Origin of the sequence: Yoonia sp. R78084 (assembly GCF_044595625.1) — a bacterium.
Classification (GTDB): Bacteria; Pseudomonadota; Alphaproteobacteria; order Rhodobacterales; family Rhodobacteraceae; genus Yoonia.
The window spans coordinates 807,776-827,982 of sequence record NZ_CP138993.1; the positions used below are offsets into that span (position 1 = coordinate 807,776).

22 protein-coding genes are annotated in these 20,207 nt (G+C 58.1%); 13 read left to right on the top strand and 9 right to left on the bottom strand.

Annotated elements, in window-relative coordinates; all coding sequences use genetic code 11:
- Positions 1-3 precede the first annotated feature (3 nt).
- Positions 4-1,485, bottom strand: coding sequence for a hypothetical protein (locus SJY29_RS04240; protein WP_400087196.1), 1,482 nt, complete (start codon positions 1,483-1,485; stop codon positions 4-6).
- A gap of 109 nt (positions 1,486-1,594) precedes the next feature.
- On the opposite strand from SJY29_RS04240, the gene thyX reads away from it, so the two are divergent.
- The 3 genes from thyX to SJY29_RS04255 all read left to right on the top strand — a co-directional run bounded on the left by thyX (position 1,595) and on the right by SJY29_RS04255 (position 3,634).
- Entirely contained in the window at positions 1,595-2,500 is a 906-nt protein-coding gene (thyX, locus tag SJY29_RS04245; protein WP_076658949.1) for an FAD-dependent thymidylate synthase, read from the top strand.
- Complete coding sequence (locus tag SJY29_RS04250) at positions 2,497-3,003, top strand: hypothetical protein (protein ID WP_400087200.1); 507 nt, start codon at positions 2,497-2,499, stop codon at positions 3,001-3,003. The genes thyX and SJY29_RS04250 overlap by 4 nt, the downstream gene beginning before the upstream one ends.
- A gap of 151 nt (positions 3,004-3,154) precedes the next feature.
- A complete protein-coding gene (locus SJY29_RS04255; protein ID WP_400087203.1) occupies positions 3,155-3,634 on the top strand; it encodes a hypothetical protein in 480 nt (159 codons plus the stop codon).
- Positions 3,635-3,816: 182 nt separating this feature from the next.
- Here SJY29_RS04255 and SJY29_RS04260 read toward each other — a convergent pair whose 3' ends face one another.
- Complete coding sequence (locus SJY29_RS04260; protein ID WP_400087205.1) at positions 3,817-4,305, bottom strand: REP-associated tyrosine transposase; 489 nt, start codon at positions 4,303-4,305, stop codon at positions 3,817-3,819.
- A gap of 270 nt (positions 4,306-4,575) precedes the next feature.
- Between SJY29_RS04260 and SJY29_RS04265 the strand changes: the two genes are divergently transcribed.
- Positions 4,576-5,574 (top strand): hypothetical protein, encoded by a 999-nt coding sequence (locus tag SJY29_RS04265; protein ID WP_400087208.1) that lies wholly within the window; start codon positions 4,576-4,578, stop codon positions 5,572-5,574.
- A gap of 43 nt (positions 5,575-5,617) precedes the next feature.
- On the opposite strand, the gene SJY29_RS04270 is transcribed toward SJY29_RS04265, so the two are convergent.
- Positions 5,618-5,827: a cold-shock protein gene (locus SJY29_RS04270; protein ID WP_110280372.1), complete on the bottom strand. Its 210-nt coding sequence runs from the start codon at positions 5,825-5,827 to the stop codon at positions 5,618-5,620.
- A gap of 174 nt (positions 5,828-6,001) precedes the next feature.
- On the opposite strand from SJY29_RS04270, the gene SJY29_RS04275 reads away from it, so the two are divergent.
- Both SJY29_RS04275 and SJY29_RS04280 read left to right on the top strand, forming a co-directional pair.
- The gene (locus SJY29_RS04275) at positions 6,002-6,331 is read left to right on the top strand and encodes an arsenate reductase family protein (protein ID WP_110280371.1); all 330 of its coding nucleotides are present in this window, start codon (positions 6,002-6,004) and stop codon (positions 6,329-6,331) included.
- A 45-nt stretch (positions 6,332-6,376) separates the two neighbouring features.
- A complete protein-coding gene (locus SJY29_RS04280; RefSeq protein WP_400087211.1) occupies positions 6,377-6,745 on the top strand; it encodes a hypothetical protein in 369 nt (122 codons plus the stop codon).
- Here SJY29_RS04280 and SJY29_RS04285 read toward each other — a convergent pair.
- The 5 genes from SJY29_RS04285 to thrS all read right to left on the bottom strand — a co-directional run bounded on the left by SJY29_RS04285 (position 6,729) and on the right by thrS (position 11,432).
- Positions 6,729-7,277, bottom strand: coding sequence for a DoxX family protein (locus SJY29_RS04285; protein ID WP_400087214.1), 549 nt, complete (start codon positions 7,275-7,277; stop codon positions 6,729-6,731). The genes SJY29_RS04280 and SJY29_RS04285 overlap by 17 nt on opposite strands.
- Positions 7,278-7,290: 13 nt before the next feature.
- The gene (locus tag SJY29_RS04290) at positions 7,291-8,028 is read right to left on the bottom strand and encodes a DUF2063 domain-containing protein (protein WP_400087217.1); all 738 of its coding nucleotides are present in this window, start codon (positions 8,026-8,028) and stop codon (positions 7,291-7,293) included.
- Positions 8,025-8,879 (bottom strand): DUF692 family multinuclear iron-containing protein, encoded by an 855-nt coding sequence (locus tag SJY29_RS04295; RefSeq protein ID WP_400087220.1) that lies wholly within the window; start codon positions 8,877-8,879, stop codon positions 8,025-8,027. The genes SJY29_RS04290 and SJY29_RS04295 overlap by 4 nt, the downstream gene beginning before the upstream one ends.
- Positions 8,880-8,944: 65 nt before the next feature.
- Positions 8,945-9,247 carry a DUF2282 domain-containing protein gene (locus SJY29_RS04300; protein ID WP_110280366.1) on the bottom strand — a complete coding sequence of 101 codons (303 nt, stop codon included), beginning with the start codon at positions 9,245-9,247 and terminating at the stop codon, positions 8,945-8,947.
- 238 nt (positions 9,248-9,485) lie between these two features.
- Positions 9,486-11,432, bottom strand: coding sequence for a threonine--tRNA ligase (thrS, locus tag SJY29_RS04305; protein ID WP_400087222.1), 1,947 nt, complete (start codon positions 11,430-11,432; stop codon positions 9,486-9,488).
- Positions 11,433-11,641: 209 nt separating this feature from the next.
- On the opposite strand from thrS, the gene SJY29_RS04310 reads away from it, so the two are divergent.
- From SJY29_RS04310 to SJY29_RS04335, 6 genes are all read left to right on the top strand, one after another.
- The gene (locus tag SJY29_RS04310; protein WP_400087225.1) at positions 11,642-11,887 is read left to right on the top strand and encodes a hypothetical protein; all 246 of its coding nucleotides are present in this window, start codon (positions 11,642-11,644) and stop codon (positions 11,885-11,887) included.
- A gap of 70 nt (positions 11,888-11,957) precedes the next feature.
- Complete coding sequence (locus tag SJY29_RS04315) at positions 11,958-13,229, top strand: MFS transporter (RefSeq protein ID WP_400087227.1); 1,272 nt, start codon at positions 11,958-11,960, stop codon at positions 13,227-13,229.
- The gene (locus SJY29_RS04320) at positions 13,222-13,980 is read left to right on the top strand and encodes an alpha/beta hydrolase (RefSeq protein ID WP_400087229.1); all 759 of its coding nucleotides are present in this window, start codon (positions 13,222-13,224) and stop codon (positions 13,978-13,980) included. Before SJY29_RS04315 ends, SJY29_RS04320 begins: the two co-directional genes overlap by 8 nt.
- A gap of 69 nt (positions 13,981-14,049) precedes the next feature.
- Positions 14,050-15,387: an MFS transporter gene (locus SJY29_RS04325; protein ID WP_400087232.1), complete on the top strand. Its 1,338-nt coding sequence runs from the start codon at positions 14,050-14,052 to the stop codon at positions 15,385-15,387.
- On the top strand, positions 15,380-16,246 hold the full coding sequence (locus tag SJY29_RS04330; protein ID WP_400087235.1) for an alpha/beta hydrolase: 867 nt from the start codon (positions 15,380-15,382) through the stop codon (positions 16,244-16,246). Before SJY29_RS04325 ends, SJY29_RS04330 begins: the two co-directional genes overlap by 8 nt.
- 81 nt (positions 16,247-16,327) lie before the next feature.
- Positions 16,328-17,068 (top strand): alpha/beta fold hydrolase, encoded by a 741-nt coding sequence (locus SJY29_RS04335; RefSeq protein WP_110280359.1) that lies wholly within the window; start codon positions 16,328-16,330, stop codon positions 17,066-17,068.
- Here the strand turns inward: SJY29_RS04335 and phaZ are convergent.
- Complete coding sequence (gene phaZ / locus SJY29_RS04340; RefSeq protein WP_110280434.1) at positions 17,061-18,332, bottom strand: polyhydroxyalkanoate depolymerase; 1,272 nt, start codon at positions 18,330-18,332, stop codon at positions 17,061-17,063. The two genes, SJY29_RS04335 and phaZ, sit on opposite strands and share 8 nt — an antisense overlap.
- A 66-nt stretch (positions 18,333-18,398) precedes the next feature.
- Between phaZ and SJY29_RS04345 the strand changes: the two genes are divergently transcribed.
- Positions 18,399-20,195 (top strand): PHA/PHB synthase family protein, encoded by a 1,797-nt coding sequence (locus tag SJY29_RS04345; protein ID WP_400087239.1) that lies wholly within the window; start codon positions 18,399-18,401, stop codon positions 20,193-20,195.
- Positions 20,196-20,207: the final 12 nt, after the last annotated feature.

The window sequence follows — 20,207 nt, forward strand, 5'->3', positions numbered from 1 at the left end:
ATGCTAGAACTGCGATGAAATCGTCAGGCTCGCTGAAAATGATGTGCGGTCAAAACGGCTGACGTTGCTGTCCGTGCGGCTTGCGTCGATCCGCAAGCCGGGGGTGAAACCCGCATAGGATATCTCGGGAAATCCGATATCGGCATTGGCGAACACCGTGCGGTCCTGACGCCCGCCTGTCACGGCAAACAACAGGTTGTAGTCAGGATAATCGCTCCAGCGGAATCCCCCACCCAGGCCAAGGGTGATCGGACCCATGGGTTCGGCCCAGCGATAATTGCCGCTCAGTGTCAGATCCTGCGATGTATAGTTCACGCTGTCACCTTTGCTATCGACCAATGTGATGTTGCCACCGATCCGGTCGCGGCTTGCAAGCTGGTGCACAAAGCCGGTGCCAAGCGTCACGCGGTTGACCTCACCAATGCCTCTATTCTGGTATTCCTGCCATTCCCGACCAACTGAAAACGACAACGCGGTCTGCGCATTCAACGGCACCCGACGGTCGATGCCCAATCGCCAGATGTCATATTGTTCGTCGTTGAGAACCTGTGCACCTGATGGACCATCAAGGTCGCGATAGCTGTAAAGTGCGCGCGCGGCACGCAGGGTGAGTGTCCCGTTTTCCAACGCGCGCTCATGGCGCAGGGAGAGCTCGTAATAATCAGTTGTAAATGTCTCGTCAGGGATGTCGATGTCGTCGGTAATGCGCACGCGGGTTGCGCGGTACTGTGCGCCGACGGTCGTGCGGCTCTCACGCGATTGGTGCAACCGGTAGCTGGTGTTGAAAGCAAGGACTGCGCGCCATCCCGCGATGGCCTGCGCATCGGCTGACAATGTGCCAGTCGGGTTGCCGGGTGCGGTCGAGGCTTCGTCCTCGGCCCCGCCATTCACGTTGTTTGACGGCGCGAGCGAAAACGACAGGTTTGTGGACCACGGGTTCAGACGGGTCACGCCACGGGCATCATTCAGGGTACGGTTGCGCTCTTGCTCATTGGGCGCGACCGTCAGGGCGCGGCGCAACCAGAAGGTCGCAAGGGTGTAGCGCTGGTCATTTGCAGCGGCCAAAGCGGTCAGGCGGGCGGCCTCGTATTTTTGGGCATCGCTTTGGGACACGGCAAAGGCGCGCGCACCTGCGGCACGGCCTCGGGCGGCATCGCCCAGCCGCGGGGCTGCGGCTGCAATAACGATCAGGGCGGTGCGGTCATCGGGACGCTGGACCAGAACGGCCTCTGCGATTTGCAGGGCCAATGCGGCATCTCCTGCGACGAGGGCCTGTGCGGCAACGGAAGATGCCTGATCAAGCGGCACATTCACGCTCTGCTGTGCTGCCAGGCCCGAACCGGCCAGCGCAAAAACCACTGCGAAAACCTTGAAATTCAATACGCTGGTCCTCTGTCCACGCAACCTGTCAACCTGTTTTGCGAGGCCGCCCGCATCATCAATGACGCCAAGCTCTTCGGCCCGCCCCGCCATGTCAACACACATCTGTTGATATAATCGTTCACCCAACCACTATATATGGTTTTGTCGCAGGCCGCCATTTTCTATAGTGGCCCAACTTCATCCCGACTCACCGCCAGCCCGGAGACACGCCATGCCCATCACCCCAGACCAACAGGCCGAAATCGACACACTCCGCAGCAATGCAAAACCCACGTTGCGCGCCGTGTCCGAAGGCATGGAAGGGCACCTTTACAAAGCCTATGACGTGCTCGACCACGGGTTCATCCGCGTCATCGACTATATGGGCGATGATGCCGCGATCTGTCAGGCGGCGCGGGTGTCCTACGGCAAAGGCACCAAATCGGTGCAGAACGACGAAGGGCTGATCCGCTACCTGATGCGCCACTGGCACTCGACCCCCTTCGAAATGTGCGAGATCAAGCTGCACGTCAAACTGCCCGTCTTTGTCGCCCGCCAGTGGATCCGGCACCGCACCGCCAACGTCAACGAATACTCCGCGCGCTATTCGATCCTCGACCGTGAATTCTATATCCCCGAACCCGACAAACTCGCCGCCCAGTCGGTGATCAACAATCAGGGCAGGGGCGAGGCGCTGACGGGCGAAGAAGCCGCCCGCGTGCTGGAATACCTCAAAGGCGACGCCGCCCGCTGCTATGACCACTACGCCGAGATGATCTCTGATGACGGCCAACAGGGCCTCGCCCGCGAACTCGCCCGCATGAACCTGCCTGCGAACATCTATACCCAATGGTACTGGAAGGTGGACCTGCACAACCTCTTCCACTTCCTGCGCCTGCGGGCCGACAGCCACGCGCAATACGAAATCCGGGTCTATGCCGAGGAAATCTGCAAAGTCGTCGCCGACTGGGTGCCCGCCGCCTACGGCGCCTTCGAGGACTACCGCATGGGCGGCGCCACACTCTCGTCAAAGGCGATTGACTGCGTGCGCCGTATGCTTAAGGGTGAAGAGGTCACGCAAGAGACCTCTGGGATGAGCAAGGGGGAGTGGCGGGAGTTTGAGGGGATTATTGGGTGAGTGATAGTTCGTTAGATTTGGCCAAGATCACTTTTGATATGGCCAGAGCACAACTACTCTCTCAGAAAGATGACCTTCGAAACCTACGTAATCAGGCATCGTTTGGTGCCGCTATTACGGGATTGATAGCGACAGTATTTGCTACACTGCTGGGCAGTGAAGGCTTTAGAGACTTTCGAGGTTTGGCAGGAGATGTAGCGCCAATAGCGGAAATTTGGATACTATTGGCGCTGTTCGCGTCATCGCTTTTCTTTTCTATTTTGGTAATTGTTAGCTGGTCTAGTGTTACATTTGAGCAGTCCGCAGATTGGGTGATTCAGCATGCAAATGAAGGCAGATCTGATCTCGAGTTGTTGCAGGCATTGGCGAAAGAAGCAGAAGTTTTCGCTGACCAAAACGAAGTGGTTATTTTGGCGACAATGAACCACCTTTGGTGGTCACTAGTCCTAAGTTGGGCGCAAATACCATTTTGGGTATTGATTTTGATGGAGAGTAGGGTTTGAAAGATGACAGATAAAAAACAAGGAAAACCAAAGCAGCAGAAGCCAACGCGGCCTGCCACTAGGGTTATTAAAGACGGTAACTCCAAACCATCGGCTAATTCGCCGTTGTCCGGTTCAGGAAAACCGACAAAGCGAGGTAAAGGGTAGTCAATTGGAAAGACTAATTCCTTGTGAAGCCTTTCAGCAGGCTAGCAGTCTATTTGAGTGTTCTGCCGGAGATTTGGTCCTAACGGGTGTGTCTGGCCAAATGAGCTACGGCATTGTAGGTAAAAGAACGGAGCGCGAAGCAAATACCATTCTAATGCTACCAGACGGGCAGCAGCCGACATTTGTTTCGGGAATTGAACCGATTGTCACAATCAAGATTGAGTGTAGTTGGTCTTTTCATGTTGGCAATGTTGCGAGTGTAAGCCCCTCAGCTCCAGAGGGCTTGGGAAATCTTTGGTTCCAAGAAAACGAACTCTGGATCAAGACAGCCTACCTAGATGATGGGTGGCGAGACGAAACTTTTTTTGGGTTAAAATCGGCCACGGCCTACGATAGAATTAGCTCAACCATCTGCTTCCGAGACTGGAAATTGGTTGCAAGTTTTGAAAATTCTGATGCGGCAGTAGTTGTCGAAAGTTGTTGACTGTAGGTCGGGGCCTGCCCCAACTCCCGCCCCAACATCCCATCACCCACCGGATTGGCTGGGAGAACCCCGCCCTACGGTGCTTGGACTTGGCGGGGCTTTCGGTTTCGTTGTAGGTCACCCACCGGATTGTCGGGGCGGGCCCCGACCTACGGGTTATCGCGATGCCATGACGCATACGGTCATTCGTGCACGTCCGTCACCAAACCGTGCTTGACCGGATTGATCCAACAATAATTCACATGCGCCGCATAATCGCGGTCATTGCGGATGTGGTGTTCCCAAAACCGCTTTTGCCATATGGTCGCTTCGGCGCGGTGGGCGGGGCCTGACCCGTGTCTTGTCCTGCCACCGACAACGCCGTGTCTGTTGTTGATTGTGGGAGTCGGGGCGGGCCCCGACCTACGGACCATGCGTGTGAAGCGCCCTTTGATTTCACCCATGCGGCCCGAATAATCCGCATCCCCTGCGGGCAAGGTCCACACACAATGCATGTGATCGGGCAACACGACCCAAGCGTCGATCTTGAACGGCCGCGCCGCCCGCGTCTGCGCTGCGGCCTGCCGCAAGATGGCCATTGCGCGCACCGGTAAATCCGAGGACCGGTCCGCCAGATTCACGGTAAAGAAGACGGTGGCCCCCGCGCGTCTGGGGCGGCGATAGCTGGACATGCGCCACGATCGCACGGGCTTGGTTAAGACTGTCTCAACACCCGCAAACCGGCGGACATTTGTATGTACAGGCTGTGTACAGGTTGTGTACGTAAATCATACGCCCCGAACCCCCGTATCCCCTGTTAATGAACACCTGCGCGTCACAGCCCCCTCCGCGCCCGCGCGGCGCAGCAAAGCCACACATCGGGACGGGTCCAAAAGTTTATATTCCATGTCGCAGGAACAGCCGCCATAGTCGGGGCAACAGCGGTTGACAGGAGCATTGCCTTGACCTTCTTACGTGCGATCCCGTTTTCCTTTAACATCCTGTGGCGGCTGGCACTGGTGTTTCCTTTCATGACCATCGCCCTGATCATGCTGGGCATCGTTGCAGGCTTTCTGGTCTTCGTGACGGCCTTTATCGCACCGCTTGTATCCATCATGCTGATCGGCTTTTTCGCTGTTGGCGCCAGTGTCCTGCCCACAATGGTGGGGACGCGTCTGGGGTTGCGTGCGCGCGGCGCCAGCGTGCGGAACTCCGCCGCCGGACTGGTGCTTCCGGCCGTCGGTTATGGTCTGTTCGAGGCGCTTTGCGTGCTCTTGATCGTGGCGCTGGGCTGTGCGGTTTACGTGATGGCAACACCGCTGACATGGCAGGACCTCGGCCAATTGGTCGAAATGGACGAAGACCTTTTGTTACAACAGCTTATGTCGGTCAGCCCCGTCATCACGGTGACTATTTTCGCGGTGGGTGCCCTGCTCGTCGTCGGGCTGCGTGCGGCCCTTTTGACACCCTTTGCCGGTGCCAGCATCGGCGCAGACCCCAGCGGTCGCGCCCATACGCCCTTCTACGGATTTGGCAGCGCGTTTTGGTCGTTGCTGCCCTTGACGATTTTGTCCTACGTGCTCTGGGGGCTTGCTGTGCCGATTGTGGCTTTGATCTGCTTCACGCTCGGATTTGGTGAGGCTCTGGCCATGGCGGCGAGCCAGGTCGAGACGATGGAAGGCGCGGAACTGCTTGATCTGCTCGGGGTCGAAACGGGCGTGTTTCTGGCCCTGCTGATCTTGTTTTATCTCTGGGCTTTCAGCCTGCAATGCGCCGGTGGCGCGCTGGCCTTCCTGAACCATGTCGCCCGCGAAAACGATGCCCAGAACGCCTTTGACATGTCCATGGACGCCCATCTGGCCGCCACAGCCCAGGCCGCGCCGCGCGTGCAGAAAGAGATGCAGTCTGCGGATGTCATGGAACTTGTCCGCAGCCGCATGCAGCAGAACAAACGCGAATAGCAGGCCAAACCGGCCTGCCTGCGTTACATTGCGGAATGCTGCTTTACTCGGCCTTGGCGATATTGCCCGCCATCTTGCGCCCGTCACGTCCTTCGATCAACTCGAAGGTCACTTTCTGGTCGTCGGCAAGCCCCGTCAGGCCGGATTGTTCCACTGCTGAAATATGGACGAATATATCCACGCCGCCATCGTCGGGCGCAATAAACCCGTAGCCTTTTGTCGTATTAAACCATTTTACGGTGCCACTTGGCATGCTCCGCTCTCCTTAAATTATCGCACCCCGTAGGGTTGGGCAGGTCTTGGGCCCCGCGATCAGCGGACTTCCCTTCGCCTTGTCCTTTTAGAATTATAGGTTTTGTGCAAAAGGCAAATGACACAAGGTCGCATCGGCGTTATCTGGTGATTTATTGCTGAAAATGGAGGCGAAATGCGGTTTTTTGGTTTAAAGTCGTGCGATACATGTCGAAAAGCGCTTAAGGCGCTGGCTGCGGCTGGACACACCCCACAAGTTGTTGATGTACGCGCCGATGGAGTCTCGGACGCGGATCGCAGCGCCATTGTTGCGCAGTTCGGTGATGCCGCGATCAATCGCGCCTCAACCACATGGCGCGGTCTGACAGATGCCGAAAAGGACGCAGACCCTGCCGATCTTCTGGCCGCACATCCGACACTGATGAAACGGCCTGTGATTGACGTGGATGGTGTATGGACAATCGGCTGGAAAGCGGATGTTCAGGCAAAATACCTTGGCGACTGACGTTTGACTGCTTATGTGATGATTTGAGCAGTAAGGAGACGAACAATGCGCAACGCCGCAAGCGTACTTGGCCTCATCGGTGGTTTGATCGGTATTCTCGTCGGTCTGTTCGGTTATGGATATGCCGAATTGTCCGAGCGACATGCCGAGGTGGGCGAGCTTTTCGGCTTTCTTGAGAACCCGGGCTTTATCCGTTTTGCCAGCTTTATCGCACCCCTTCTGGCGATTGCCGGCGGCGCTATGGCCAAGGCCCGCGCCCTGTGGGGCGGTGTTTTGATGCTGGTTAGCGCATTTTGTTTCTATGCGGCCTTCGGGTTCAATGTGGGGACGATGTTCCCGATCGGCTTTGTGGCACTCGGTGGCTTGCTCGCGATTGCGGCGGGCAAACCCGACGAGCCTAAGGCGCATTTCTGAAGATCAGACGGTCCACGGATAGCGCGCCTGCGCCTTTCAGCACCAGTATCATCAGGCAAAGCACCCAGAACGCCCGTTGATCAAGGATCAGCGCGTCTGACATCCGGTCAAACCACGCGCCCAATGTGCCTTCGTGTCCGATCCCGCCATGGCCGAAAAGGTCTGTCAGGGATTGCATGATGATAAAGCCGATCATGCCGATGGATGCCAGACGTGTGAGCAGGCCGACCACGATCAGGAGAGGCAAGAGAAACTCTGCAATTGTACCACCCGTCGCGACCGCCCAGTGAAAGACTGTGAGTTGCGATGTATCATAGCCTGCCGCTTCCATCGCTCTTGGAAAGATCTGAACATAGGCCCCGGCCGAAGGTTGCAGAAACCCGAAAATTCCGTCGCCCAGTTTGGTCAAACCTGAATTCCAATAATAGATCAGCAGGACACCGGCAAAAACCAGCCGTGCGAGGATTGGTAGTATCGCATCGCCAAGGCGGTTGATCGGCTGGGCCAACTGGGAAAGCGGCATAGTGGTCATTGCAATGGGCCTTTCAGTAAATTTCAGTCACAGCGCCCTGCGCCAGAAGCAACCCGAGAACAGAACCCAGATCAAGACTGTCATCTGCGGTCGCGATGGTCTGGCCTAGGGTTTCCCCCGCTTTGAGCGCATCAATGCAGGTTGCAGCGGCGGCATTGATCAGATGCAATGTCGGATCAAAACCGGCCCGTGCGATCATCACCGCCTCGGGCCGCATCACCGGTTTGGGCGCGTCGGGTTCTGTGTTGGCGCGGTAGATTGCGTGGATTGGATAGTTTGAGCTGATCGTCTGTATGGCAGGAGCAATGCGGAGCCGCACACCCATCAGCGCATCGGGCGCGAGAGCCGTCAGCGCCTCGGCTGCAATCGGTGCTGTATCAGCGGCATGATAGGCATGGCGCATGGAAAGCTCGATGCGGGCGATATCGGGCAAATAGCTAAAGGATTGCGTTGGTTTGAAGCGGGCCAGAAACCGGGGCATCGCGTCACCGTAGAACATCATCAGCGGGGTCTTGGGCGGATGCTGGCGCAGGTAAACACCAGCCATCGCCCGAAAGAATTCATCGCCGACCAGCTTGCGCACGACAGGGAATGCGGCCTCGAGCGCGTCAGAGAGGCCAACGGCCACGTTGTTGCGATAGACGTCAAAGCGTTTGCTGGCGGTTTTGCCATCGGGGTTGACGATGCCAGCGGGGACGGCTGATGCCGGATTAAGCATCGCGGCCCTGAAAGCGGCTTGTGTGACGGTCATACTGCCACCAGAGCCAGCGCGCGGTCGGCACGGGCTATTTCACCGGACAGAACGGCCCATTCCGGCACATCCGTATCCCATTCAATCAAGAGCGGTTTGGGCCCGCATTTGGCCAGCGTGTAATCCAGCAGGGCCCAAACCGGATCAACCACCGCTTTGCCGTGGCTGTCGATCAAGAGGGGGGCGCCTGTTTCGTCTTCATCCTCGTCATGTCCGCCAAGATGGATTTCGCCAACAGCGGCGAGCGGGAAGGCGTCGATATAGTCTTGTGGTGAGGTCTTGAGGTTGGTGGCGCTGACAAAGACGTTGTTGACGTCCAGCAGCAGCCCGCAGCCTGTGCGCTGTGTGAGTGCGCGCAGAAAATCGGTTTCCGACATCGTGCTTTCGGCAAATGCCAGATAACTGGAGGGGTTTTCCAGCAACATGGGGCGCCCGACCGTGTCTTGGACTTGGTTGATGTGAGAGGCGACACGGTCGAGCGTCTGGGGGGTGTAGGGGAGTGGTAGCAGGTCGTTGTAGAAATGGCTGTCGTGCGTGGACCACGCCAGATGTTCAGAGAAACTGGCAGGGTTCAGCCATGAAATCAGGTGCTTGAGGCGGGCAAGGTGGTCGGCATCCAGTGCCCCTTCACCACCGATCGACAGACCCACGCCGTGAACAGAGATGGGAAAGCGTTCGGCGAGGTGGCGTAGTTGCGCAATCGGGCGGCCGCCGTCGCCCATATAGTTTTCGGCATGAACTTCCAGCCAACCGAGCGGCCCGGGGTTGTCCATGATGTCGCTGTAATGCTGGGGCTTGTAGCCCACGCCGGGACGTGCGGGCAGGGTGGGGTTTTGTGTGGCGTCGAACATGGCAAGGCACCTTTGGGCGGAGGAGACGTAAGGTGGAACAGGTTCCACCTTACGCTTTGGTCAGCTTATGCAGGCAGATCGCGGTCAAGGGCTTCGAGTGAACCCATACGTGCCATGCCGTCGTCAGCTGCAGGCAGTTCCATGGTTTCGCAGGTGCCGGCAGGGACCAGCGTCCAGGCGTTGCCCTGGTAGTCAACGGTAGACGTGCCCGCACATGTCGTGCCCGGACCTGCGGCGCAGTCGTTCTCGCCAGCCAGCGAGACGCCGAAGCATTTTACGTTTTCCTGTGCTGCGGCAGTTGTTGCAAGGCCGGCAACAGCGGTGGCAACGGCGCTCGCGAGGAAAAGTGTTTTTGTAGTGTTGGACATGAAAAATCTCCTTGAGTTGGGTCAGCAATAATCTCTCGCCAGTGTTCGGCGATGACCAAACCCTAGCGGCCAATCTCGCCTGCGCGCTATTCACAGGGCTGTGCATCGCGCCCGCGTGAGGTGACGTGAGACTGTTTTTGCCTGCGACAGCCTGCCGCATCCGTAATTTTCTATAAAAAACAAAGAACCCGCCGATAGGGGTATCGGCGGGTTTGTTACAGCTTCCAGCGCTGGAATGTTACAAAAGGTCAGGTGGCGTGGCCGCTTTACCCAGCTCTGCAACAATTTCGGTCAGAGATGTTACAGAGGTTTTGTTCTCGCCCAGCCGCCGCGCGGTGACTGTGCGTTCTTCGACTTCACGCGCGCCAAGTGCGAGAATGACCGGCACCTTGCCGACCGAGTGTTCGCGGACCTTGAAGTTGATCTTCTCGTTGCGCAGATCCGCCTCGGCGCGCACGCCTGCGGCCTTCAATGCGGCCACGACTTCCAGCGCGTAGTCATCGGCATCGGAGACAATCGTCGCCACAACCACCTGACGGGGTGCCAGCCAGAACGGCAGCTTGCCTGCGTGTTCTTCGATCAGGATGCCGATGAATTGCTCGAACGATCCCAGCGTTGCACGGTGCAGCATGACGGGGCGGTGCTTGGCACCGTCCTCGCCGATATAGGTTGCATCCAGCCGCTCTGGCAGCACAAAGTCCACCTGATGCGTTCCGCATTGCCAATCACGGCCAATCGCGTCGGTCAGGACGAATTCCAGCTTTGGCCCGTAGAACGCACCTTCACCGGGGTTCAGTTCCGGCTCGATTCCTGCCGCACGGGTGGCGGCCAGCAGGGCGGCCTCGGCCTTGTCCCAGACCTCATCTGAACCCGACCGTTTTTCGGGGCGGTCAGAGAACTTCACTTTGAATTTCTCGAACCCGAGGTCTTTGTAGATCCCGCTCAGGAATGCGATGAATGCGGCGGTCTCTTCCTCGATCTGGCTTTCACGGCAGAAGATGTGGCCATCATCCTGTGTAAATCCGCGCACCCGCATGATCCCGTGCAGCGCGCCAGACGGTTCATAGCGGTTGCAAGATCCGAATTCGGCCATACGCAAGGGCAGGTCGCGGTACGATTTCAGACCCTGATTGAAAATCTGCACGTGACAGGGGCAGTTCATCGGTTTCAGCGCATTGACCGCCTTTTCACGGGCGTGTTCTTCGTCCACCTCGACGATAAACATGTGGTCCTGATATTTTTCCCAGTGACCAGAGGCTTCCCAAAGCTTGCGGTCCACGACCTGCGGGGTGTTCACCTCGACATATCCGCCCTTGCGTTGCTGGCGGCGCATATAGTCCTGCAGTTCTGTATAGACAGTCCAGCCGTTCGGATGCCAGAACACCTGACCCGGTGCCTCTTCCTGCATATGGAACAGGTCCATTTCGCGCCCCAGCTTGCGGTGGTCGCGCTTGGCGGCCTCTTCCAGCATATGCAGATGCGCCTTGAGCCCCTCTTTATTAGTAAAGGCGCAGCCATAGATCCGCTGCAGCATCGCGCGGTCGCTGTCGCCGCGCCAATAGGCACCGGCAATGGACATGAGCTTGAACCCGTCGGCCGGCACCTGGCCTGTGTTCTGCAAATGCGGGCCACGGCACAGATCCTGCCAGTCGCCGTGCCAGTACATGCGCAGCGGTTCATTGCCTGGGATGCTTTCGATCAACTCGACTTTGTAAGGCTCGCCACGGTCCTTGTAATACTGGATCGCGACATCCCGCTCCCAAATCTCGGTGCGGACCTCATCACGCTTGTTGATGATCTCTTTCATCTTCTTTTCGATGGCGCCAAGGTCTTCGGGCGTGAACGGTTCCTTGCGGTCAAAGTCGTAGTACCAGCCGTCCTTGATCACAGGGCCGATGGTGACTTGGGTCTCGGGCCAGATTTCCTGCACGGCGCGCGCCATGATATGGGCGAGGTCGTGGCGGACCAGTTCCAGCGCGGGCGCTTCGTCTTTCATGGTGTTGATGGCGATGCTGCTGTCGGCCTCGATCGGCCACTGCAAATCCCAGTGCTGATCGTTCACGGTCGCACTGATCGCCTTCTTGCGCAGGCTGGAGGAAATATCAGCGGCCACATCGGCGGCTGTGACGCCTGCCTCATATGAGCGGCTATTACCATCGGGGAATGTCAGGGAAATCTGTGCCATCTTAGGGCAAGCTCCTCGTCTGTTTGGCGCCTACAAAACGCCCGGTTGCGGGTTATGTGTGCGCGCTTCATGGCGTTGCGGTGCGCAGAGGTCAAGCGCTTTGCGTTTGCCTCATGATTTGTATGCAGAGATATACGTTGACTGCGACACAAATGGCGGTAAACACGACATGAGTTTCCGATCCGAAACCTAGATGTGGGGGTAAGTCCATGCCAAGCTACAATCGCACGTTTGATCTGAGCATTCGCGATGTCGACATGATCGAAGAGGCGCTGCGTGCCCGTGGCCGCGAATTATCGCGGATGCGTCTGGCCCTGACCGAAGAAAATCCGGCACATCTGGAATCAATCCGCGTGATTGAACAGGACCAGCGCGAAAACGAAGAACTGCTGGGCCGTCTGCACGACCAGAAGATCTTTTACCGTCCGAGAAAAGCTGTCTATGTCGGCGGCTAAGCTGACCGGCTAAAGGCATTCTGCGTGAAATCCATGCGCGGCGCGCTAGGTCATTGGGCCGGAGAGCACAATGACACAGACACTATCCCAAAAACTATTTGCCACACTAACGAACGGGTCCAGCGACGACACGGACCTGCCTGATGCTGCGGCCAAGGCCGAGGCGGGCAGTTTTCTGCGCCATATTCTCTCGCTGAGTGCGTCCAAGATTGCGGATGGCCTGATTGACCCGAAACTGGTGCTGAGTTGGCTTTTGACCAACCTCGGCGCTGGCGCGTTCTGGGTTGGTTTGCTTGTCCCCGTGCGTGAAGCGGGCGCGCTTTTGCCGCAACTCTGGACGGCGCCGGTCATCGCGCGCCGCAAAATCCGGAAATGGTTTTGGGCGGGTGGCGCGTTTATGCAAGGCATTGCGGCGGCGCTGATCGTTTTGGCAGGGCTCACGCTGGAGGGGGCGGCGGCGGGCGCGACCATCGTGGGGCTCTTGGCGTTGCTGGCGTTGGCGCGTTCGGTCTGTTCGGCCAGCTACAAGGATGTGCTGGGCAAGACCGTTGCAAAATCGCGCCGTGGGACGGCAACCGGTTTTGCCAGTTCTGCCGCTGCCGTCGGCGTCATCCTTTTTGCGCTGATTTTGGTGTTGGGCGTTGGTGGGCGCTACTCTTTGGTGATCGGGGCGATCAGCCTGGCGGCCTGTCTTTGGATCGGCGCGGCGGCGCTGTTTGCGACGCTGCGGGAAGTATCCATGGAAGGCGAAGGTACAGATGCTGTCGCACAGTTTTCGCTGTTGCGCGACGACCCGCAGCTGACCCGCTTTATCATCGTGCGCAGCCTGCTTGTGGGAACAGCGCTTGCGCCGCCCTATCTGGTGATGCTGCAACCCGAAAGCGCGCTGGGCCAGCTGGGCATATTGGTGCTGGCGTCGGCGGTGGCGTCGTTGCTGTCGTCCTATGTCTGGGGGCGGCTGTCTGACCGCTCGTCTGCGACGGTGCTGCGGTTTGCGGGAAAAGCGGGAGGCGCAATACTGGCGCTTGTTGTTGTCCTTGATCTTATAGGCATCAGCACGGTGACAGGTGTGATCCCGGTGATGCTTTTTGGTGTCATGATCGCGCATAACGGCGTGCGGCAGGGACGTTCGACGCATCTGGTGGATATGGCTGATCCAGCCGTCAGGGCCAGCTACACGGCAGTGTCAAATACAATCGTCGGTGTCGTGCTTTTGACGGCAGGGGCGCTTTTTGCAGTGCTTGCAGCTTTCAGCGTGCCCTTGGTGATTGGCCTTTTCGCGGCGATGTGTTTTCTTGCAGCCCTGATCTCAACCGGCTTGGAAGACGTGCAGAATGCCTAAAGAACTTGTCACACCGCAGGGGCGCAGGATCGCCTATCACCTGACCGACGGGACCGGCCCTGCTGTCGTGTTCCTTGGCGGCTTCAAGTCCGACATGGGCGGGACCAAAGCGGTCTTTCTGGAGGAATGGGCCCGCGCGCAGGGCCGTGCATTCCTGCGGTTTGACTACTCGGGTCACGGCGAAAGCAGCGAAGCGTTTACCGACGGTGCGATCGGTGACTGGTTCGAGGATGCTTGCGCAGCCATCGGGTTGCTGGCGGGTAAAGTTGTGCTGGTCGGGTCCAGTATGGGCGGGTGGATATCCCTGCTGATCGCACGGGCGATGCCCGAGCGGGTGGCGGGTTTGGTGACCATCGCCGCGGCGCCCGATTTCACCGAAGACAGCATGTGGGCGGGGTTTTCGGATGCGCAGAAGGACGAACTGATGGCGGGGCAGCTGGCCCTGCCTTCGGAGTACGGCGCGCCCTACATCATCACCCGCCGTCTGATCGAAGAAGGCCGCACCCGTCTGGTCTTGCGTGATCCGCTGCCGTTGCCTTTTCCGGTGCGGTTCTTGCAGGGCACAGCCGACGCCGATGTGGATATGTCCGTGGCCCTGCGCCTGTTGGACCATGCCACAGGCCCCGAAATGCGGCTGACGCTTGTGAAAGGGGCTGATCACAGGTTTTCGGACGAGACCTGTCTCAATCTCATCATTGCCGCGGTCGCGGATGTTTTGGGGCAGGTGGGTGAACACCCACCTTACGACTGACGCCACGTTCCGCTTTGGGAAAAACCACAGCTCTGCTTACTCTGCCGCAAACCCGTGGGAGGGAACAGTATGGCGTTAACCTTGGGACAAAAGGCAGGCTGGGGGCTGGCCGACATGGGCGTGGTCGTCTTTGTTGTGGTCAAGCAGCTTCTCGTTCTGACCTATTTGACGGCCTATCTGGGGGTGCCTGTTGGCATCGCAGGGTTTGTCACGACCGCCGTTCTGGTTTTTGACATGATTACCGATCCGCTTGTCGGCTATCTGAGCGACCGGACCCAAAGCCGTTTTGGACGGCGCGCGCCATGGATGTTTTTTGGCGTCTTGGTGATGTCTTTGGGCATGGTGGGGTTGTTTTCGGTGCCTGCAGGTCTTGGCATGGGCGCAAATCTGGCCTGGGTCGTGGCGTTCTTTGTTGTGGCGACAATCGGCTTTACGATGGTGGCCATTCCCTATGGCGCGCAATCGGGCGAGATCACGCAAAATCCCAAGGAACGGTCTGCGATGACAGGGTTTCGCATGGCATTTGCGAGCATCGGTATTCTGATCGGTGGCGCTGTGATCCCCAGTCTGGCGGGATCGATGGGTTATGCCATGGCGGCCCTGTTGGTCACACCGCTGATGATCGGGGCGGTCTGGCTGTCGCTCTGGTCGATCCGCAAGGCACCACGGGTTGAACAGGCAGCACAGGTGAACCTGACAGGCATGTTCGGGCTGGTCTTTGCCAACAAGGCTTTTGTGGTTCTGGTCCTGCTTTACGGTGTCATGACACTGGCGATTGCGATGATTACGGCAGGGCTGCCCTTTGCAGCGCTTTATCTGATTATCGACAGCGGTGACACGCTGCTTTCGGGGGCAGCCGCCGCATTGACCACGCTCAGCTTGATGTTCGCGGCTTTCGTTGTCGGCTCTATCCTCAGTCAGGCCGTTTGGGTGCTTCTTTCTCACAGGCTTGGCAAAGTGGGCGCACTGGTGCTGGGCCTTAGTCTCTACGTGGTCCTGCTCTATGCACTTTATACGATGTTGCCTTCGGTCAATGTGACCGTCATCGCAGGGATGTTCGTACTGGCAGGCATGACAAACGGGGCCTATCAGCAAATCCCCTGGGCCATTTACCCTGATCTGATGGACATCACCCGCCGCGACAGCGGTGTGGCTATCGAAGGGGCATTTTCGGCGGTCTGGCTCTTCGGGCAGAAGCTGGCGAATGCAGTGGCCCCTGCGGTGCTGGGTCTGACACTGGCGGCGGCGGGCTGGCAAGAGGCCACGGGTGGTGTGGTGCCGCAGTCCGCAGATGCGCTGCAGGCATTGCAAATGGCGATCACGCTCATTCCGGCTGGTATCCTAATCGTGGCGATCCTTGGACTGGTGGTGATCTACCGCCCCATGGCTGGGCGTGCGCTTGCCTGATTTGGCGACCATAGAGGCCACACTCGCCGCGGCAGAGGCGGAGGTGCCCAAGCTGCGCGCAGGCTGCGAAAAGCAGATCATCTGGGCGGGTGCGCCTGCCACGCGCACGCGGATGGCGGTTCTTTATGTTCACGGGTTTTCGGCAACAGGGCAGGAGTTGCGCCCGCTGCCCGATCTGGTGGCCAAAGCGCTGGGCGCAAACCTGCATTTCACGCGGCTGACGGGCCATGGGCAGGATAGCGATGCAATGGGGCAGGCGACGCTGGCCGATTGGCGCCGTGACGTGGCCGAGGCCATTGCGATTGCGCAAACCCTGGGGGAGGAAGTCATAATCATCGGCTGTTCCACCGGATGCACCTTGGCGACGCTTGCGCTGGCCGAGGGTGTACAGGTGAAAGCAATGGTGCATGTCTCGCCCAACTTCGGGCTGCGCAACCGTGTGGTGCAGCGCTTGCTCGATCTGCCCGCCGCACGGGATTGGGCCAAGTATGTCGCCGGGGCCTCGCGCAAGATCAAGCCGATCAACGCAGGCCACGCTGCCTACTGGACGCTGAATGTGCCGATCGCGGCGGTCCATGTCATGGCTGATGCAGTGCGTGCTGCGCGCAAGGCGGACCTCGCGATCATCCAGACGCCCGCGCTCTTTTGCTTCAACGAAGCCGATCAGGTGGTGCATCCTGATGACACCCGTCAGCTTATTGCACGCTGGGGGGCGGAAACAGAGGTTGTACGGTTGGCACAAACGCCCGCAGACGATGCGATGGGGCATGTGATGGCAGGAGATATCTTCTCGCCCGCCCAGACTGAACCGCTCGCTCGGCAGGTTATCGCTTGGGTGCAAGGGCTCTGCGCGCGCTGAAACACTTGCAGAACAACGGTTCCCACGCCAAAGTGTTAAAAAACCTATAAAGGTTGAGCAGTTTGTTAGGGCTTTTACACAATGCCGCGTGAAACGCTGGTGATGATCCCTGCGATGTTATCTGACGCGCGCGTTTTTGCGCCGCAAATGCAGGTGATGTCGCAGGCGCATGCCGTCATGATTGCGCCCCCCACCTGTGGCGAGCGGATCGAAGAGATCGCAAGCCAGATCCTCAGCTGGTCGCCGCCAAAGTTTGCTCTTTGTGGCATGGGCTTTGGGGGGATGGTCGCAATGGAAGTGATCCGGCGGGCGCCAGACCGCGTCACGCGGATTGCCTTGATCAGCACAAGCCCGCAAGCCGACACACCCGAGGCCGCTGCCGCGCGCGAGCCGCACATCATTGCCGCCCGCGCGGGCCGTTGGAAAGATGTCCTGCAGCATGAGATCAATTCGACATGGATGGCCCCGTCCACGGACAAGGTTGAACTGGTGCGCGAACTGACGGCAATGGGCGATGCGCTGGGCCCCGAGATTTATATCAAGCAGGCGCGCGCCTTGCAGCGCCGCAAGGACCAACAGGGCACATTGCGTCAGGTCCTGCAGCCAACGGCGGTGATTTGCGGACGCCATGACGGGCAGTATCAGCTGAAGCGCCATGAGTTTCTGGCCGAGTTGATCCCCTACGCCCAGTTGGAAATCATCGAAGGCGCGGGCTATCTGCCCACACTTGAGGCACCCGATGCCACAACAGACGCGTTACAGCGCTGGATGAAGCAACCCATGATGCTGCGACCGGCAGCGCCGGCAGGCACGGTTACTTGATCGCGACGACGTTGCCGGATTTGCCCTTTGGCCCTTCGGCGTTGGCATCAATGAAATCCAGAACCAGTGGCCGGATATTGTTGCGCCAGCTACCCCCGGCAAAGATCCCGTAATGGCCCGCACCGGGCTCAAGATGCGCTGCCTTCTTGCTGTCGGGCAGACCGGTAAGCAGATCGAGTGCCGCCAGACATTGGCCAGGGGCCGAGATATCATCGTCTTCGCCTTCAACAATCTTGACCGCGACGGTCGTGATCTTGCTGAAGTCCACCTTGTGACCGGCAACCACAAATTCATTGCGCGCAATTTCGCGGCCTTTGAAGATGCGCTCGACCGTCGACAGATAGAACTCGGCGGTCATATCCATGACAGCAAGATACTCGTCGTAGAACTGGTTGTGCCGGTCGTGGTCCGAGGCCTCGCCTTTTGCGACACGGATAATTTCATCGCGGAAGGCGTTGGCGTGGGTCTCGCCATTCATTGAAATAAACGACGCAAGCTGCAGCAATCCGGGGTAGACCATGCGGCCCACGCCTGAATATTTGAAACCGACGCGCTGGATCATGGTCTGTTCCAACTGCCCCATGGTGACAGAGCGTCCGAAATCGGTGACTTCGGTGGGGTTTGCATCTGGATCGACAGGACCACCGATCAGGGTGAGCGACCGCGGCTGCGCATCCGGGTCAAGCTCTGCCAGATAAGCAGTTGCCGCAAGTGCAAGCGGCACAGGCTGGCAGATTGCCAGTACATGCGTGTCCGGGCCCATCTCGCGCATGAAATCCATCAGATAGAGGGTGTAATCCTCGATATCGAATTTGCCTTCACTGACAGGGATGTCGCGGGCATTGTGCCAGTCGGTGATATAGACATCGCAATCGGGCAGCAGGCTGATAACGGTTTTGCGCAGAAGTGTGGCGTAGTGCCCCGACATAGGGGCCACCAAGAGAACTTTGCGGGTCCGGTCAGGGCGGGTGCCGACACGGAAACGGATCAGATCACCAAAGGCGCGTTCAACAACCACTTCGGTTGTCACAACCATATCGGTGCCATCCAGATTTGTTTGTACCGGAATATTCCAGTCAGGCTTGGCGACCATACGCGCAAAAGTGCGCTCTGTGACTTCGCCCCATGCCTTGAGCCAATCCATCGCAGGGTTCGCGCCCCATGACATCATCGGGTAGGATGCAAAAGCGCGCGCCGTTGATCCAAACCACTGATTGGTGTTGCGCATGCTTTCCATCAGGTCGTAGGTCATCATATACTTCATGTATTCGAACTCCGATGGTAGGGGCAGCACATGCTGCACCTGCAGCATATGCACAAGGACGTTAAAATGACAACAAACGATTTAGAAGCGCAAGAGTTTGTTGGCGAGAATGTTGCAAAACTCGAGGCCAATCTTGCGCGGGTTGAGGAGCTCACTCAACGTTTGTTGAAGGTGATGGCGCAGGGCCGCTCTGTGGCCCCTGCGCTGCAAGGGCCAAGTCAGGAGCTCTACGTCAAGGCAGCGACAGCCTATATGACTGAAATGATGCATAATCCCGCCAAGCTGATCGAGCACCAGCTCGAATTCTGGGGCAAATCGGTCAAGCACTACGTCGAAGCGCAGCACCTTCTGGCGCAGGGCAAGCTCGCGCCGCCCACGGATGAAACACCCAAAGACCGCCGGTTTTCGCATGAGCTTTGGGACACCAACCCCTATTTCAATTTCATCAAGCAACAGTACCTGATGAACGCTTCTGCGGTGCAGCAGGCGGTTGATGATATCGACACGCTTGATTCTGAGGAAAAGAAGCGGCTGCGCTATTTCAGCCAGCAATTGATCGATATGATCAGCCCGACAAATTTTCTGCCCACCAACCCCGAGGCGCTGGCGCTGGCGGCTGAAACCGAGGGCGAGAGCCTTGTTGCTGGGCTGGAAAACCTGATCGCGGATCTTGAGGCCAACGACGGCGACCTTGTGGTCACCCTGGCCGACAAGAAAGCGTTCAAGCTGGGTGAGAACCTCGCAACAACACCGGGTGCGGTGGTCTATCGCAACCATATGTTCGAGCTGATCCAGTATACGCCAACGACGGAAAAAGTATACGAAACCCCGCTGATCATCTTTCCGCCGTGGATCAACAAATTCTATATTCTTGACCTCAAACCCCAAAACAGCCTGATCAAATGGGCAGTGGATCAGGGGTATACCGTGTTTGTCGTCTCTTGGGTGAACCCGGATGCGGGCTATCGCGAAACCTCGATGACCAACTACGTCGACGAAGGCTATATGACCGCGATCAAAGAGGTCAAAGAGATATGCGGTGTGAAGAAAGTGAATGCCGTGGGCTACTGCATTGCAGGGACCACGCTGGCCCTCACGCTGGCATTGATGAAGAAACGCAAGGACACTTCGGTGAATGCCGCGACATTCTTTACCACGCTCACCGACTTTTCGGATCGGGGTGAGGTCGGGGTGTTTCTTGATGATGATTTCGTCGACGGGATCGAGAATGAGGTCCGCGAAAACGGCATACTCGACTCGTTCTTCATGTCGCGCACCTTTTCCTACCTGCGCTCAAACGACCTGATCTATGGACCTGCGATCAAGAGCTATATGATGGGCAAAGCACCACCGGCCTTTGATCTGCTCTACTGGAACGGGGATGGTACCAATCTTCCGGCCTGTATGGCGGTCGAGTATCTGCGCGGGCTGTGTCAGAGCGACAAATTCGCGACCACAGGCTTCGAGATCGCGGGCGAGACTGTGCATCTCAAAGATGTCTCTGTCCCCTTATGCGCGATCGCCTGCGAGACGGACCACATCGCCGCGTGGAAAAGCAGCTATGCCGGTGTGACGCAGATGGGATCCAAGGATAAGATGTTCATCCTGTCAGAGAGCGGGCATATCGCGGGGATCATCAATCCGCCCAGCAAGAACAAATACGGCCATTACACCAACCCCGAGCTCGGGCTGACGGCGGATGACTGGCTTGCAAGTGCCGAGAAGCATGAAGGGTCCTGGTGGCCGCGCTGGGATGCGTGGTTGTCAAAAAAATCAGGCAAAAAAGTCACTGCCAGAAGCGTTGGAGACGACGATCACCCGGTGTTAGCGCCCGCACCAGGAACCTACGTGGTTAATAAGTAGTTCAAATTTCTC